Source organism: Streptomyces sp. NPDC049687 (genome assembly GCF_044465285.1).
In the GTDB taxonomy this organism is placed as follows: domain Bacteria; phylum Actinomycetota; class Actinomycetes; order Streptomycetales; family Streptomycetaceae; genus Streptomyces.
Genome location: NZ_JBITLN010000023.1, coordinates 1 through 15,653, shown reverse-complemented (window position 1 = coordinate 15,653; position 15,653 = coordinate 1). Strand labels below are relative to the sequence as shown.

At 73.0% G+C, this 15,653-nt stretch carries 14 protein-coding genes; 7 read left to right on the top strand and 7 right to left on the bottom strand.

Annotated features, from left to right (window positions below; all coding sequences use genetic code 11):
- Nucleotides 1-74: 74 nt before the first annotated feature.
- From ACIBVL_RS40445 to ACIBVL_RS40425, 5 genes are all read right to left on the bottom strand, one after another.
- Nucleotides 75-443, bottom strand: coding sequence for a hypothetical protein (locus tag ACIBVL_RS40445; RefSeq protein ID WP_399105771.1), 369 nt, complete (start codon nt 441-443; stop codon nt 75-77).
- A 178-nt stretch (nt 444-621) separates the two neighbouring features.
- Complete coding sequence (locus tag ACIBVL_RS40440) at nt 622-1,962, bottom strand: AAA domain-containing protein (RefSeq protein ID WP_399105769.1); 1,341 nt, start codon at nt 1,960-1,962, stop codon at nt 622-624.
- Nucleotides 1,959-3,548 (bottom strand): hypothetical protein, encoded by a 1,590-nt coding sequence (locus ACIBVL_RS40435; RefSeq protein ID WP_399105767.1) that lies wholly within the window; start codon nt 3,546-3,548, stop codon nt 1,959-1,961. The genes ACIBVL_RS40440 and ACIBVL_RS40435 overlap by 4 nt, the downstream gene beginning before the upstream one ends.
- A 43-nt stretch (nt 3,549-3,591) precedes the next feature.
- Complete coding sequence (locus ACIBVL_RS40430; RefSeq protein WP_399105915.1) at nt 3,592-4,734, bottom strand: hypothetical protein; 1,143 nt, start codon at nt 4,732-4,734, stop codon at nt 3,592-3,594.
- Complete coding sequence (locus ACIBVL_RS40425; protein ID WP_399105765.1) at nt 4,685-5,710, bottom strand: phosphatase PAP2 family protein; 1,026 nt, start codon at nt 5,708-5,710, stop codon at nt 4,685-4,687. Before ACIBVL_RS40425 ends, ACIBVL_RS40430 begins: the two co-directional genes overlap by 50 nt.
- A gap of 247 nt (nt 5,711-5,957) precedes the next feature.
- On the opposite strand from ACIBVL_RS40425, the gene ACIBVL_RS40420 reads away from it, so the two are divergent.
- A complete protein-coding gene (locus ACIBVL_RS40420) occupies nt 5,958-6,554 on the top strand; it encodes a histidine phosphatase family protein (RefSeq protein ID WP_399105764.1) in 597 nt (198 codons plus the stop codon).
- 100 nt (nt 6,555-6,654) lie between these two features.
- Here the strand turns inward: ACIBVL_RS40420 and ACIBVL_RS40415 are convergent, their stop codons facing one another.
- Nucleotides 6,655-8,151 (bottom strand): hypothetical protein, encoded by a 1,497-nt coding sequence (locus ACIBVL_RS40415; RefSeq protein WP_399105762.1) that lies wholly within the window; start codon nt 8,149-8,151, stop codon nt 6,655-6,657.
- Between the two features lie 263 nt (nt 8,152-8,414).
- Between ACIBVL_RS40415 and ACIBVL_RS40410 the strand changes: the two genes are divergently transcribed.
- Together ACIBVL_RS40410 and ACIBVL_RS40405 are read left to right on the top strand one after the other, a co-directional pair.
- Complete coding sequence (locus tag ACIBVL_RS40410) at nt 8,415-8,819, top strand: hypothetical protein (protein WP_399105913.1); 405 nt, start codon at nt 8,415-8,417, stop codon at nt 8,817-8,819.
- A 56-nt stretch (nt 8,820-8,875) separates the two neighbouring features.
- A complete protein-coding gene (locus ACIBVL_RS40405; RefSeq protein WP_399105760.1) occupies nt 8,876-9,745 on the top strand; it encodes a spermidine synthase in 870 nt (289 codons plus the stop codon).
- A gap of 90 nt (nt 9,746-9,835) precedes the next feature.
- Here the strand turns inward: ACIBVL_RS40405 and ACIBVL_RS40400 are convergent, their stop codons facing one another.
- Nucleotides 9,836-10,354, bottom strand: a complete 519-nt coding sequence (locus ACIBVL_RS40400; protein ID WP_399105758.1) for a hypothetical protein — start codon at nt 10,352-10,354, stop codon at nt 9,836-9,838.
- Nucleotides 10,355-10,476: 122 nt separating this feature from the next.
- On the opposite strand from ACIBVL_RS40400, the gene ACIBVL_RS40395 reads away from it, so the two are divergent.
- The 4 genes from ACIBVL_RS40395 to ACIBVL_RS40380 all read left to right on the top strand — a co-directional run.
- Complete coding sequence (locus ACIBVL_RS40395) at nt 10,477-11,184, top strand: response regulator transcription factor (protein ID WP_399105756.1); 708 nt, start codon at nt 10,477-10,479, stop codon at nt 11,182-11,184.
- The gene (locus tag ACIBVL_RS40390; protein WP_399105754.1) at nt 11,181-12,551 is read left to right on the top strand and encodes an ATP-binding protein; all 1,371 of its coding nucleotides are present in this window, start codon (nt 11,181-11,183) and stop codon (nt 12,549-12,551) included. The genes ACIBVL_RS40395 and ACIBVL_RS40390 overlap by 4 nt, the downstream gene beginning before the upstream one ends.
- A gap of 194 nt (nt 12,552-12,745) precedes the next feature.
- Nucleotides 12,746-14,188 (top strand): cellulose binding domain-containing protein, encoded by a 1,443-nt coding sequence (locus tag ACIBVL_RS40385; RefSeq protein ID WP_399105752.1) that lies wholly within the window; start codon nt 12,746-12,748, stop codon nt 14,186-14,188.
- Nucleotides 14,189-14,394: 206 nt separating this feature from the next.
- Nucleotides 14,395-15,653, top strand: a 1,259-nt coding sequence (locus ACIBVL_RS40380; protein ID WP_399105750.1) for an ABC transporter substrate-binding protein, incomplete at its 3' end; no start/stop codon positions are given.

The following is a 15,653-nucleotide window of genomic DNA, read 5'->3' as shown; positions in this document are numbered from 1 at the left end:
ACCGGGACAAGGGGAGGGGAAGGGAGTATCTTGCCCGCCTGGCATATGCCGGGCGGGATTGTGCCGGGCCTGTGTCACACGGGGTCGACGTGCCCCCGGCCCTCCGCGTCCCCCCGCAGCAGATCATGGCCGAACTCGACCATCTTCTTCGCGTAGTCCTCGGTCCACTCGGCCCGCTCGGCGATGTCCGCAGGCGTCAGCCGGTCGAACCGGCGCGGGTCGGCGAGCTGCGCGGCCGCCATGGCCTGGAACTCCACCGCCCGGTCGGCCGCAGCCTGGAACGCCACCGTCAGCTCCGTCGCCCGCGACAGCAGCGCGGCCGGGTCGTCTATCGACTCCAGGTCGAAGAAGTGCTCCGGGTCACCGGCCGCCTCCGCCGGCTCGAAGAGCAGGGGCGCGGGGCGTAGCCGCGGTTCGTTCCGACGCGGCGTGGGCTCCGCCATGTCTCGACCTCCTCGTAGGGTTCGATTGCCGCCACCGGTGAACACCACCGGTGGAGTGGACCACCTTCCATTGTCCCCCGGCGGCGCAAGAGGCACTCCGCCCCGCACTCTCAAGCCTCCCGGCCCCCACGATGTTCCCGCGCTCCGGCATTCCGGGCCCTGCGAGGGTCCCGCGCGCTCACGGCTTCCACACCACTCGGTGTTCCGCCAGATGCGCCAGCACCGCGTGGTTCGCCTCCCAGCCGTCCGGGAACTTCACCAGGGTTCCCAGCTGGACCGGCTCCGTCGACGGGTAGTCGTCCAGCAGGTCGCCGACCCCCGCACGGCAGACCACGATGCACGCGTGCCGGTGGCGGGAGGCGAGGACGCAGAGGCGGCCCGTCTCCAGGTGGAAGGCGGTGGCGTCGGGGCGGCCGGAGAGGGGATGGAGGATCACCGTGACGTCGAACTCCATGCCCTGGAGACGGTTCGCTGTGTCCACCGTCACGTCCAGGACGCCCAGCTCGGCCAGCGCCGCCCGCACCGCCGCCGCCTGGTCACGGTGGGCCGTGCCGACGGCGATCCGGTCGGCGGTCACGGGGGTGGGGTCCGGGGAGCGTTCCGAGGTGGCCGCGCCGCCCCGGTCCAGCAGGCGCCGTACGACCGTCGCGACCGCCCGTACCGCCTCCGGGTCGGTGCGGGGTGTGTGCCGCGCGGGCAGCTCCAGCAGGCCCCAGCCCGACTCCGCCGCCTCGTCGATGACCCGGTCGGGGCCCGCGCCGTCCGACGGGACGCCGAAGGTCAGCCGGCGGTCGCCGTGGCCGGTGCCGCTGCGGAAGCGGGTGTACGGGTAGAACGCGTCCGACACCAGCGGAGCCGCCGACGCCGGGAGGCGCCAGGAGACCGGCAGGCGGTGCTGGGGCAGCTCCGGGTTGTGGGCCAGCAGGGTCGTCACCGCCGAGGCCGACGGGTCGTACGACAGTCCCGCCCACTGCTCACTGCCCACGATCGCGAACGGGTCCAGCTGACCCGGGTCGCCCACGAACAGGGCCCGCTCGAACAGCCCGGCCACGGCCAGCAGCCCGTCCGACCGCATCTGGTACGCCTCGTCCACGATCGCGTGCCGCCACGGCTCGTCGACCTTCACATGCGCCCACTTGGCGGCGGTGGAGATGACGACCGGCAGACCGGCCAGGTCCGCCGCCTTCGCCGACTTCCGCACGTTCGGCAACGCCTCCAGCGCCTTGTCGTAGGGGTCGGCGTCACTGCTGTGCAGCCGGCCCACCGGCAGCTCGGGGCTCTTCTCGGCGAGCCGCAGCACCAGGTCGTCGACCTGCGCGTTGGTCTGAGCGACCACCATCAGGGGGCGCCCCGCGTCGGCGAGCTCCAGCGCGGCGCGGACGACGAGCGTGGACTTGCCCGCGCCGGGCGGGGAGTCGACGACCACCCCGCGCGCGGTGCCGTGCAGGGTGTCGCGCAGGATCGCGTCGGTGGCGCGGCCGGCGGCGGTCCCGGGGTCGAAGGCGGCCTCGGTGGTCACAGCACGTCCTCCTGGGTGACGGAGTCGGGGGCTTCGGGCGTCCGCTCGCCCGGCGGGCCGCCGTGCGTCCACGGCGTCTCCTCCGGGTCGGGCAGCTTGGCGCCGCCGCGCTGCTCGTGCTCGAAGAGCGTGAAGCACAGCAGGTCGCCCTTCTCGGGCACCGACCCCGGCTCGGGCTCCTTGCCGCGCCCCATCTTGTCGACGATCCGCAGCACCAGCAGACCCTCGTCCTGCTGCTCCACGAACTCGGCCGCCTGCGGCTTCCCGCCCAGCGACCGGTAGACCTTCGCCCGCTCCCCGAGATGCGGCCGGTCGTCCGTGCGTACCGTGACCAGCGGGCGCGGGCTGGGCCGTCTGCCCTCGCTGTACGCCATGACGACGTCGACGACCTCGCCCGCGAACGCCTCCCCGGCCAGCCGCCGCCCCGCCATCACCAGCGGATCGTCCAGGGCCTCCTGCGCGTCCAGACGGGCCTGCTCCCGCTCGCGCGTGGCCAGTTTGTTGGCGGCGGTCACCGCGTCGTCGCGGCGCGGCTGCGGGGGTTCCCCGGCGACGACCCGGTCGCGGTGGCCGGTGAACGACCAGCGGTCGCGCGTCCAGCGCTCCTCGGCATGCGCTCCCTCGGGCAGGTCCCGCAGCAGGTCGAGCCCCCGCCACACCGCCTCCCAGGTGGGCAGCGTCCGGCTCAGCACCAGCGCGCGGACCTCCCGCTCGGCGGCCGTCAGCGCGCCCATGCGGTCGTCGGCCTGCAGGCCGTCCTCGGCGGCGGCGAGGGCGGTGCGCGCGCGGTCGTAGCGCTCGAGGGCCGGGGCGAGCAGCTTGTTGTCGAAGGCGGGGTCGGTGGCCGGTCCGGCCGGCGGGCACAGCAGCTGGCCCTCGGCGTCCCGGGCGAGCTCCGCCCGCCGGGCCGCCTCGGCGCCCGTGCCGCCGTCCGGCGGGTCGATCCAGGCGAGCAGCGCCCCCAGGTGCTGGTCCTCCAGGCTGGACTGACCGGTCGCCCAGTGCCGGCCGAGCACCTCGGTGAGCGCGAGGAGCAGCGAGGACCCGGGCACCCGGGACCGCTCCCCGAAGTGCGTCAGCCAGCGCCCGAGCAGCGGCACGCGCGGGGGCGCGGGATGCGGTGTCTCCGGGTCCTGCTCCGCCGTGCGCCGAAAGCGCGTGGAACGGCCGAGGAGGCGTACGTAGTCGATGCCCGCGCGGCTGGGGACGATCAGCTGGGGTGCGTCGGCGCACAGCTCGACCTCGACCTTGACGCGCTTGCCGGTCTCCGGGTCGGTCTCGTTGCGCTCGGCGGCCTCCACGGACTCGGCGCAGGAGTCGATGTACGGCAGGACGACATCGGCCAGTTCCGCCACGAACGCGAAGCGGAGGTCGCGGTCGCGGGGCTGCGGTACGACGAGCAGGCGCGGCGCGTCCCGGTCGGTGCCGACCAGCGCGCCGAGCGGGGCGCCGGCCTCACCGGCCGTGGTCAGCGGCACGAAGACCAGCGGGCGGTCGGACAGATGACGGTGCCGGACGGTGGCGGTGGGCTGGGCGCGGCCGGTGGTGACGGCCTCCAGGCGGGCGAGGGTGGCGATCAGCGACACGGGGGCACCTTCGGGCGTGCGGGCTCGGAGCGGACGGCGAGGGTCACCGGGCGGCGCCTCCCACCGGTACGGCGCCGGCCAGCGCCTCCGCGCGCAGTGCCGCCGCTCTCCTGAGCGCCGCCACCGCCGGGTCGTCCGGGTCGCCGGCCTCGCCGCGCGCGGCGGCCAGGACGTCCTCGACCGTGGTGAGGCCGCCCAGTTCGGCGCGGACCGAGCGGCCCAGGGTGGTCACCGCACCGGCCGCGCGGGAGCGGTCGCGGCAGTGGAAGGCCAGCTCACAGGCGGCCAGGCACTCCGGCGCGTAGGTCGCAGGGACGGACTCGACGGCCGCCGTGAGCCGATCGGCGGGCAGCTCGGGGGAGAAGCAGGTGCCCTCCGGGAGGGCGTCGGCGATGTCCTGGATGCGGGTGAGCCGGGCCAGCTGGCGGCCGGTGACCGCGCGCTGCTTGCGGACGTCGACGGCGGAGGCGGTGGGCAGGTTGGAGAAGTCCTTGGGGCAGACGAGGAGGATCCGGTGGCGGACCCGCGGGGCGGGGTCGAGGCGGGCGGCGACCTCCTCCAGGGCCAGCACGTACACGGCGGCCTGGCGGGCGGCGGCGCCCACCTTCGCCGGGTCGGCCGAACCGTCCAGCATCGGGAAGGACTTGATCTCCACCACCGTCCAGCTGCCGTCCGGGTGCACCACCACGGCGTCCGGTTCCAGGAAGGCCGGGGAGCCGGCGACCTCGAGGGCGAGCATGGGGTGGTCGAGGAACGTCCAGGTGCCGCGGGCCTGCTCGGTGGCCTCGCGCAGCGCCAGCGCCGTAAGCGCCGTGCGGCCCTCGGGGCCGGCGGCCGCCAGGTCGGGAGTGCTCGCGGTGGCGGGCGGTTCGGCACCGGGGTCCAGCCGCTCGTGCACCAGCCTCAGCAACTCGGCGCCGCCGTCCGCCTTCACCTTCGCCTCGAAAGCGTTGCCGCGCGTGAGGGCGAACTGGGACTGCCCGAAGGCCGACGGGGAGCCGAGCGCCCCTGCCAGCGCCGCCTTGTTCACCCCGGCGCCGTCGAGGATCGCGCGCCGCCTGCAGCCCGGGTTGGCGGCGAGGGCCGCGAGGGCACGGGCGTCCAGCGCCTTGGCCGGTACGTCGGGGCCGCGCAGCTCAGCGAGCCGCTGCCGGAGCGCCGTCCCCCGCGTCCGAGGGGGAGGCACCCGGCTCGGTGCCTGGCCCGAACCGTGACTCGCGCTGCCATGGAATTCGCTCACCCGTCGAAGTCTGGCATCCGCCACTGACAATCGAGGCCGCTGTGCCCGCAGAGGCCGCCGAGACGTCCACCGCGGAGTCCACCGAGGCTGCCACGGAGGCCTCCGCCGGGGCGTCCGCCGGGGTGCCGACCGCGGGGGCCGGGACACGGACCGCGAACGCCGTCCGGATCCGGTCGCCGGTGCGCATCACGAGCGGCGCCAGCAGCAGACCCACACCCATCACGGCCGCGCCCGCGACCGCGTCGAGGAAGTAGTGGTTCGCGGTGCCCATCACCACGACCGTCGTCAGCAGCGGGTAGAGCACGGCCGCCACCTTCGTCGTGCGGGTGCCGCCGTAGCGCCACAGCACGACCCCGCACCACAGCGACCAGCCCACGTGCAGACTCGGCATCGCCGCGTACTGGTTGGTCATCCCGCCGAGCCCGCGCGGGGCGCTCGCCTCGCCGCCCCACCAGCCGTACGAGCTGTACTGGGCCATCGTGTCCACGAACCCGTGGTCCGCCGAGAGCAGGCGGGGCGGGCAGGTGGGCAGCAGGGTGAAGCCGATCAGGCCGATGAACGTGGACGTCATCAGCCAGGTGCGGGCCGCCCGGTAGCGCAGGGAGCGGGAGCGGAACAGCCACACCAGGATCACCGGGGTCACCAGGTAGTGCAGCGACGCGTACCAGAAGTCGGCCGGGACGCCGAGCCAGGCCTCGCGGGTGAACAGGCGGTTCAGCGGGTGCTCGGCGTTGACGTGCAGGACCTTCTCGATGCGCAGGATCGCCAGGCCGTGGTCGACGGCGGTCGTGACGTCCCCGCGCGCGAGCAGGCGGCCCGCCGAGTAGCAGGCGTACACCAGCAGGATCAGCGGCAGCTCGGTCCACCAGCGCAGCCGGGTCCGCGGGGCCGCCTCGGTGCCCGGTGTCTCGGTCTGCGGCATCCGATCGCCTCCCCCTTCGTGTCGCTGTTCGTGTCGCTGTCGTGGAGCTGTCATGCTCGCTGCGGTGCCCATGGCGCGGGACGCGCCACTTTACGGCGTATGTGCGCGCCTTCCCGGGGCGCCCCCCGGCCCTCAAAGACGCCGAGATCGCCCGCTGGGTTGCCCCGTTCCAGGGTGAGCGATGATGGAAAGGTCCGCCTCCGCTTTCCCCCTGGTCCGTCCCAGGGTTTCCCCGGAAAGGTCCTCCATGGCACCGCGCATCCTGCTGGCCCGGCACGGACAGACGGAATGGTCGCTGTCCGGCAAGCACACCGGCAGGACCGACGTGCCCCTCCTGGAGGAGGGCCGCCGGGGCGCCAAGCTGCTGGGCGAGCGGCTGCACCGGGCGCCGTACGACGGCCTGGCGGAGGTCGAGATACGCACCAGTCCGCTGGCACGCGCGCGGGAGACGTGCGAACTCGCCGGCTTCGGGGAGCGGGCCGCCCGCTGGGACACGCTGATGGAGTGGGACTACGGCGCGTACGAGGGCATGACCCCCGACGACATCCAGGCGGTCCGGCCCGGCTGGCTCATCTGGCGCGACGGCGTCCCCGAGGGGGAGTCCCTCGCCGAGGTCACCGCGCGCGCGGACGAGGTCGTCGCCTGGGCGCGGTCCGCGGACCGGGACGTGCTGGTCTTCGCCCACGGGCACATCCTTCGGTCCATCGGGGCACGGTGGCTGGGGCTGCCACTGGACTTCGCGGCGCGGATACGGCTGAATCCGACGTCGCTGTCGGTGCTGGGGTGGGCTTACGGGGAGCCGGCGATCGAGAGCTGGAACGACTTGGGGCACCTGGCGGCGTGACGGCGGCTCACGCCCGCCGTCGCCGGCGACGGGGGGTTTGCCCGCCGCTCTCGCGGGTGCCGCCCGTGCCTTCCGGAACCAGGGCCACGGCGTACACCCCCTAGGGGGATCTCGGCGCCGACGCGTGCCTGTCCAGGAACTCCTGGACGCCGCTCGCCCGCCGGTGCGGCAGCAGGACGCGGGCCGTTCCCTCCAGCATCGCCTGGATGCGCGACGACTGGACCTGGTCCAGGAGGTCCAGTACCCGCATCCCCGCCACCGCCGCCTCGTCGGGACGGCCGCCGCGGGCCAGGTCGTCGGCCAGTTCGGTGGTGTACAGCGCGATGTTCCTCGTGAAGTGCGGGTCCTGGAGGTCCGCCGCCCGCCCCGCGTGCCGCGCCGCCCGCGTCCAGTCGCCCAGCGCGGACCAGCACTGCGCTTCCAGACCGGCCAGCTCGGCCTCGCCGTAGAAGCTCATCCACTCGGGGTCGGCGTCCGAGGGGCCCCGGTCGTAGAGGGCGTGCGCGCGGGCGAGGGCCTGCTCGCAGCCGGCCCGGTCGGCGAGTCCGGCCCAGCCGCCCGCCTCGCGCAGCGCGAGGAGTGACATCAGCCGCGATGAGCCCAGGGAGCGTGCGACACGCTGGGCGGCCTGCGCGGCGCGCACCGCCTCGCGGGGGCGCCCGGCGTCGCGCGCGAGGAACGCGGTGTTGCAGAAGGCGTGCGCCTCCAGCGCCTGGTCGCCGGTCATCCGCGCGGTGGCCAGAGCCTCCGCGTAGTGCGAACGGGCGTCGTCGAAGCGGCCCGAGTCGTGCGCCAGCCAGCCCACGGAGATCGCGAGCTCCCCGGCGCCCGAGTGCAGCCGGTCGGCGGTCGCCTGCCGGGTGGTGCCGGCGTCGAGCAGCGCGTAGGCGGCGCGCAGGGGGGCGGCCGCGCGCCGGTAGAGGCCGTCGGCGCCGTGCCGGTCGTCCAGCAGCCGGATCCTGCGGACCGCTTCTTCGAGGGCGCCCGCCTCGCTCGCCCCGGCGCGGCGCACTCGGCGCTCCGCCGTCGAGGCGGTGGGACTCCCCCCGCTCGTGCGGAGCCGGGAGTGGGGGAGGGGCAGCCCCAGGGGGCCCAGCGAGGCGGCGGCCACGGTGGCGCCCCCGCAGGTCATGAATGCGCGACGCAGCACGTCGCTCTCCTCGTTGTTGTGGTGCGTGTGGTACGGGTCCTGCGTGTCATACGGCTCGTAGGCCCCAGGCGTCTCATCGACCTCCCCGGCCTCACCACTGGTGTGCGCCGGGCTCATGATGTGCTCGCAGGGCGTGTCCTCGGCGGTGCGCGCCCCGCGTCCGCGTACGGACGCGCGGGGCGCGAACCCCAGGTCGGTGAGCGTGCGGCCGGGGAACATGTGCAGGAACACCCGCTCGTACGCGTAGTTGGGGCAGCGGATCTCCCCCGCCTCGACCCGCCCGATGTAGCGCGCGTCGCAGCTGACCCGCTCGCCGATCTCGCGCGCGGCGCGCCGTACCAGTGCGGCGAACTCGGCCGGCGAGCGCTGTCCACGCAGCTGCCGGAAGGCGAGGTTGGGCCGTGGTGGCCGGTTGGGCCGGGGTGGGGTCACCGTTGACGACGCCATGGCCGGGTCCTCTCTGCGAACCGTCGAACCATGCCGGGACGGGGTGTCCTGACCGATTTACCGAGGTGATCACCCTGATGTCCGGCGGGCAAGAACGTACCTGCTGTGCTCGGGCCGCCACGCAGTGTTTGACCACAAACCGGATATCTCCTCCGGGATCTGCCATGAACTGCCATCCTTTGCGGCGCACTTCCGCCGTAGCCGTTGACGCGATGGTGCGTTGAATGCTGTGGACTACAGCGGGCTGCGCGGTGGAGGCCGGGATGGAGACCAGCCAGATCAACGATCCTTGTGCGCCGTCGGTGGCGGTCGTGCCCTCGGGTGCGGCCTGCGACCTCGTGACGGTGCCGACCCGGCAGGGACTGGAGGCGGTCGACATCCTGCGCCGGGGCGCGGGGGACGCCGTAGGGCCCGTCCTGCACGACGACGGCGACGGCACCCTGGGCTTCCTGGTGCCGCCCGGAACCGCGGCCGCCTGGGACCTGCCGGGAAGCGTCTGCACGGAGACCGACGGCCGCGGGCTGAGACTCGACCCCGAGCCCCCGGTGGAGGGCTCGGACTGGCTGGTGCCGCCCGGCGAGGCGGACCTGGCGACGGATCCGGCCGTCCTGCGGCGGGCCTTGGGCGAGGCGGCCAGGACGATCGAGGCGGCGGACAACTGCCGGTGAGGCTCCTGCCCCGGCCGAGGGCGCGGGGCGGGCCGGCCGCCTGCGAAGATGCCCTCATGGCGAAGTCCAGGAACACCCGGCGTGAGCGAGGCGCCGACGCCGCCGTCGTCGAGACCGTCGACGGCGGGCTCGCGCAGCTCCTCCCCGACCGGGACCGGGCGCGGGCCTGGACGCTGTTCATCGACGGGGCGCCACAGTCGCACGTCGACCTCGACGACCCGGCGTACCTCTCCTTCGAGTACCAGCGCCGCCTCGGCCATGTCATCGACCTCGCCGCGCCGCCCGGCAGGCCGCTGCGCGTCGTGCACCTCGGCGGCGGCGCGTTCACGCTCGCCCGGTACGTGGCCGCCACCCGGCCCCGCTCCACCCAGCAGGTCGTCGAGCGGGACGCGGCCCTCGTCCAACTGGTGCGCCGGGAGCTTCCCCTGGATTCTGGGGCGCGGATCAGGGTCCGGTCGGCCGACGCGCGCGAAGGGCTCGGCAAGGTGCCGGACGGCTGGGCCGATCTCGTCATCGCCGATGTCTTCAGCGGCGCCCGTACCCCCGCCCACCTCACCTCGACCGAGTTCCTCGACGAGGTCCGCAGGGCGCTGAGGCCGGGCGGTTTCTACGCCGCCAACATCGCCGACGGCCCGCCCCTCGCACATCTCCGCGGCCAGATCGCCAGCGCCGCCGCCCGTTTCCCGGAACTCGCCCTGGTCGCCGACCCGACGGTCCTGCGGGGGAAACGGTTCGGCAATGCCGTGCTCCTCGCCTCCGACCTCCCCCTCCCGACCGCCGAACTGACCCGCCGCGCCGCCTCCGACCCGCACCCCGGCCGGGTCGAGCACGGCCGGGCACTCACCGACTTCACCGGGGGCGCCGTACCGGTGACGGACGCGGCGGCGGTCGCCTCCCCGGCGCCACCGCCCTCGGTGTTCCGCTAGGACCGTGCCGGGCGTCTCGAAGGGGCGACGGTGGGTTTTGTTGATTTCGGGGTGGAGGCGGTGTGCCGCCGAGTCCCACGCACAAGCCCGCTAGTACGTCTGCACCTCCACCCGTGGCGGGCCGTCGTGCCAGGTGCAGAACACGGTCACCCGGTCCGCGCCCGAGGCGAAGTCCACCCGGATCCAGGACTCCGTCTTCCACACCTGCACCGACCAGCCGGCGCCCGGGGTGGCGGACACGAGGGTCGCGTGGGTCTCGGCGAGGTCGAGAACGACCCGGCCGCCGTCGGTGTCGTAGCTCTTGACCGTGCCGGAGGCGGCGGACCTCGAAGGGGCCGGGGCGGTGGGCGTGCGGCTCGGCCCGGGTGAGCCCGTTGTCCTGGCGGGGGTTTGCGACGGGCTGGGCGAGGTGGACGGGCCGGCGCTCGGCGAGGGCAGGGGCCTGGACTCCTGGGCGGTCGTGGTCGCCTCGCCCGCCGTCAGGGGGAGGGCACGCGGAGGGTCGTAGACCGTGCCCGCCATGACCGTGTGGACGCCCCACCACGACAGCGTGACCGCCGCGCCCGTGGCGAGCAGCCAGGCCAGTACGTGTACGAGTCCTCTGCGCATCGCGGGCCATCTTGCCTCACCTGTCCCACGGGTGTCGCACGGCCGGGCCACCGGTTGTCCACAGGAGGGGAGTTGTCCACAGGCCCCGGCCGGGCCTCGGCGGATGGCGTACGGTGCGGCGCATGGCAAGTGTGCTCGTGGTCGAGGACGACCAGTTCGTACGCTCGGCGCTCATCCGGCATCTGACCGACGCCTCGTACCTCGTGCGCAGCGTCGGGACGGCGCTGGAGGCGCTGCGCGAGGTCGCCCATTTCCGCTTCGACGTGGTGATCCTGGACCTCGGACTGCCCGACCTGGACGGCTCCGAAGCCCTGAAGATGCTGCGCGGCATCACCGACGTGCCGGTCATCATCGCCACCGCGCGCGACGACGAGACGGAGATCGTCCGGCTGCTGAACGCGGGCGCGGACGACTATCTGACCAAGCCGTTCTCGGTGGAGCACCTGTCGGCCAGGATGGCCGCGGTCCTGCGGCGGTCCCGCGCCGGCACGGTGGAGATCCCGCCCTCCTCCGTCCTCGATGTCGGCGGCCTGACCGTCGACCCGCTGCGCCGCCAGGCCGAGTTGGACGGCGTGCGCCTCGACCTCACCCGGCGCGAGTTCGACCTGCTGGCCTTCCTGGCCGCCCGGCCCGGTGTCGTCGTCCCGCGCCGGGAACTGCTCGCCGAGGTGTGGCAGCAGTCCTACGGCGACGACCAGACCATCGACGTCCATCTGTCCTGGCTGCGGCGGAAACTGGGGGAGACGGCGGCCCGGCCGCGCTATCTGCACACCCTGCGCGGCGTCGGCGTGAAGCTCGAACCACCGGGGGAAGGGGGGCCGGTGCGATGAGATGGGCTCTGGTCAAGGTCTGCCTGGCGGTCACCACGATGGTCGTGGTCGCCTTCGCCGTCCCCCTCGGTCTCGTCATCAAGGAGATGGCCCGCGACCGCGCGTTCTCCAACGCCGAGCGGGAGGCCGCGGTCGTGGTCCCGGCCCTGTCCATCACCACCGACCGCGACCAGTTGGAGCGGGTGGTCGCCTCCGCCGGCTCTGACGACGGGATGGCCGTGCACATACCGGCGGGCGACGGCCGGGCCGCCGTCGACCTGGGCCGGCGGCGCGCCGCCGACGCGGACATCGCGGCCGTACGGAAACTGGGCCGCGCCTCCACCGCCGAGGTGCCCGGCGGCTCCGCGCTGCTCCAGCCGGTGGCGCTGGGCCTGGGAACCGTGGTCATCGAGGTGTACGTCCCCGAGTCCGAGGTCACCAACGGCGTCGGCACTGCCTGGGCGGTGCTGGCCGCCGTGGGACTTGCCCTGGTCGTCGGCTCGGTCGCGGTCGCCGACCGGCTGGGCGTACGGATGGTGCAGCCGGCGCGGCGACTGGTCGAGGGTGCGCACGAGTTGGGGGAGGGCAAGCTCGGGGCGAGGGTCCCGGAGGAGGGCCCGAACGAACTGCGCCTCGCCGCCGTGGCGTTCAACTCGATGGCCGACCAGGTGGTCCAACTGCTGGCGAACGAGCGCGAACTGGCGGCCGACCTGTCCCACCGCCTCCGCACCCCGCTGACCGTGTTGCGGCTGAACGCGGCCTCCCTCGGAGACTCCCCGGCCGCCGAGCAGACCCGCACGGCGGTCGCCCAGCTGGAGCGGGAGGTCGACACGATCATCCGCACGGCCCGGGAGGCCAAACCGCAGACGACGGCTCCCGGTCCGGGGGCCGGATGCGACGCGGCCGAAGTCGTCCGGGAACGGATGGCGTTCTGGTCGGCGCTCGCCGAGGACGAGGGCCGCAAGGTGCGCACGGCCGGCGTCGACCGCCCGGTCCGGATACCCGTGGCCCGCGCCGACCTCGCCGCCGCCCTGGACGCCCTCCTGGGCAACGTCTTCCGCCACACCCCGGAGGGCACCGCTTTCGCGGTCGACGTCCACAACAGCGAGGACGCCGTCATCGTCCTCGTCTCCGACGCGGGCCCCGGCATCCCCGACCCCGAGACGGCCATGGCCCGCGGCCGTGGCTCGGGCACCACCGGCTCGACCGGCCTCGGCCTGGACATCGTCCGCCGCCTCGCGGAGTCGACCGGCGGCGACGTACGTATCGGCTCGTCGGTGCTGGGCGGCACCGAGGTCCGGATCTGGATCCAGCTGGACGGGCGGGAGCCGGTTCGCCGGGGGCATCGGGGGGCCGTGCGGCGACGGAAGCGGGCGGTTGTCGGATGAGGGGCGGTTGTCGCATGAGGCCGTCAAGTCGCCCGAGTGGCGGTACGACTCCGGGGATCGGTCTCGACCTTTAACCTGTCCCGATGCCCTCCTTAAGCGCGTCCTAAGATCCCCGACCCCCGCCCCTGTCAGGCACTTTGCCCCTTTCGGGGTCGCTAGCGTCTGCCGCACCCAACAGTGGAGGCAGGCAGGCGATGAGCGGACACCGGCGCGAGGTCAGTGGCAGGAACAAGGTCATCGGGGGTGCGGTCGCCGCGGCCGTGGTGGGTGGTGGGGTCGTGCTCGTCACGGGCACCGCGCAGGCGGCCGGGGTCGGCGCGGTGTACACGAAGACCGGTGACTGGTCGACGGGATACACCGCGCAGTACGTCGTCACCAACAACAGCGGTCGGGCCAAGGCGGACTGGAAGCTGGAGTTCGATCTGCCGGCGGGGGCGAAGCTCGGTTCGCTCTGGAACGGGGAGTCGAGCGTCGGCGGGCGACATGTCACCGTGACCCCGCCGAAGTGGGACACCGACGGGCTGGCCGTCGGGGAGTCGGTCACCGTCGGGTTCGTGGTCAACGGGGCCGGGGATCCGGTCGGTTGCCTCGTCGACGGCGCCACGTGCTCGGCGGACGAGGGGGCCCCACCCGAGCCGGGCGGGCGGCCGACGCGGTCCGTGACGCCCGCTCCCGGTCAGACGGCCACCACCGCCCCGTCCCCGAGCGCGGGCACCGGCACCGGTTCCGGCACGGGCACCGCCACCTCCGCCGGCTTCGCGCCCTACGTCGACACCTCCCTCCACCCCGCCTTCGACCTGCTCGGGAACGTCGCCGCCACCGGAGTGAAGGACTACAACCTCGCCTTCGTCACCGACGGCGGCGGCTGCACGCCGAAGTGGGGCGGGGTCACCGACCTCGGGAGCGACGGGGTGGCGTCCCGGATCGGCGCGCTCCGGGCCGAGGGCGGCGACGTACGCGTCTCCTTCGGTGGCGCCAACGGTTCCGAGCTGGCCACCACCTGCTCCTCGGCGGACGCGCTGGCGGCGGCGTACGGGAAGGTCGTGGACGCCTACCGGCTCACCAAGGTCGACTTCGACGTCGAGGGCGGGGCGCTGCCGAACACCGCGGCGAACACCCGGCGCGCCCAGGCCATCGTCAAGCTCCAGCAGCGGCACCCGGGGCTCGATGTCTCCTTCACCCTCCCCGTGATGCCCGAGGGCCTGACCCGGGACGGCGTGAATGTGCTCTTGACCGCAAAGGCCAACGGTGTGAAGGGCGCCACTGTCAATGTGATGGCCATGGACTACGGTCCGGATTACAGCGGTGATATGGGTACATATGCCGAACAGGCGGCCACCGCGACTCAGGCACAGGTCAAGAGCGTGTTCGGGCTGAGCGACCGTGCGGCCTGGAAGGCGGTCGCGGTCACCCCGATGATCGGCGTGAACGACGTCACGTCCGAGGTCTTCAGGGTCGAGGACGCCGGCCGGCTCGTCGCCTTCGCGAAGTCAAAGGGGCTGGCGTGGCTGTCGATGTGGTCGGCGACGCGGGACAGGCAGTGCCCGGGCGGGGCCAAGAACTCCGCTGACGCCACCTGCAGCTCGATCGTCCAGGGCGACTCCGCGTTCTCGAAGGCCTTCGCCGCGCTCAAGTGATCAAGGAAAGGGGCAGCGGGGGAGCAATCGGACGATCAATCCGAGTCGATTACGTTTCGACAAATGAAGGTGACGGCTCTTGACGCATGACCGGACATACGGCTGTTATTGCGCCACCAGTGTTCGGTCAAGTTGATTTCTGGTCGATTTCGACCGGAAGTTTTCAGCCAGGCCTCATGGCCGAACCCCGCTGTCAGGAGCCGTACATGCACGACCTCTCCCTCTCCGGCCGCCTCTCCCTCCCCTCCCCGAGCCGTCGCTCCCTGCTGCGCGGCATAGGCGGCGCGGCTGTCCTCGGCGCCGGCATACCGCTGCTGTCCGCCTGTGGCAGCAGTGGCACCTCGTCCGACCCGAAGACCGTCACCCTCGGCTCCAACGCCTCCGACGCGGTCCCGAAGAAGGCCTTCGCCGAGATCTACGCGGCCTTCAAGAAGCAGTCCGGGATCACGGTCGACGTGAACACCAAGGACCACAACACGTTCCAGGAGCAGATCAACTCCTACCTCCAGGGCACCCCGGACGACGTGTTCAACTGGTTCGCCGGCTACCGGATGCAGTTCTTCGCGGCCAAGGGGCTCACCACCGCCGTCGACGACGTGTGGGCGAAGATCGGGGACAACTTCCCCGACGCGATGAAGAAGCTCAGCAAGGGCGCCGACGGCAAGTACTACTTCGTGCCGCTGTACACGTACCCCTGGGCGCTCTTCTACCGCAAGAGCGTCTTCGAGCAGCACGGCTACACCGTCCCCACCACCTGGGACGAGCTGGTCGCCCTGTGCAAGCAGATGAAGAAGGACGGGCTCACCCCGATCGCCTTCGGCGACAAGGACGCCTGGCCGGCGATGGGCACCTTCGACCAGATCAACTTCCGCCTCAACGGCTACGACTTCCACGTCGAGCTGATGGCGGGCAAGGCCTCCTGGACCGACGCCAAGGTGAAGGACGCCTTCGACCACTGGGCCGAGCTCCTCCCCTACCACCAGGAGGGCTCCCTCGGCCGTACCTGGCAGGACGCCGCCCAGACCCTGGTGTCGAAGAAGGCGGGCATGTACCTGCTGGGCAGTTTCGTGGCGCAGCAGTTCACCGACAAGGCCGACCTGGACGACCTCGACTTCTTCGCCTTCCCCGAGATCAACTCGGCGTACGGCCAGGACACCGTCGAGGCCCCCACCGACGGCTTCATGGTCAGCAAGAGCCCCAAGAACAAGGACGGCGTCACCAAGCTCCTGGAGTACCTGGGCACCCCCGAGGCCGAGTCGATCTACCTCAAGGCCGACTCCAGCGTGGTGGCCGCCTCCAGCAAGGCCGACACCTCCTCGTACACCGCCCTGCAGAAGAAGGCGTACGAGATGATCTCGGGCGCCAAGAGCCTCACCCAGTTCATGGACCGCGACAGCCGGCCGGACTTCACCTCGACGGTGATGCAGCCCGCGCTGCAGAAGTTCGTCCGTGACCCCAAGGGCGT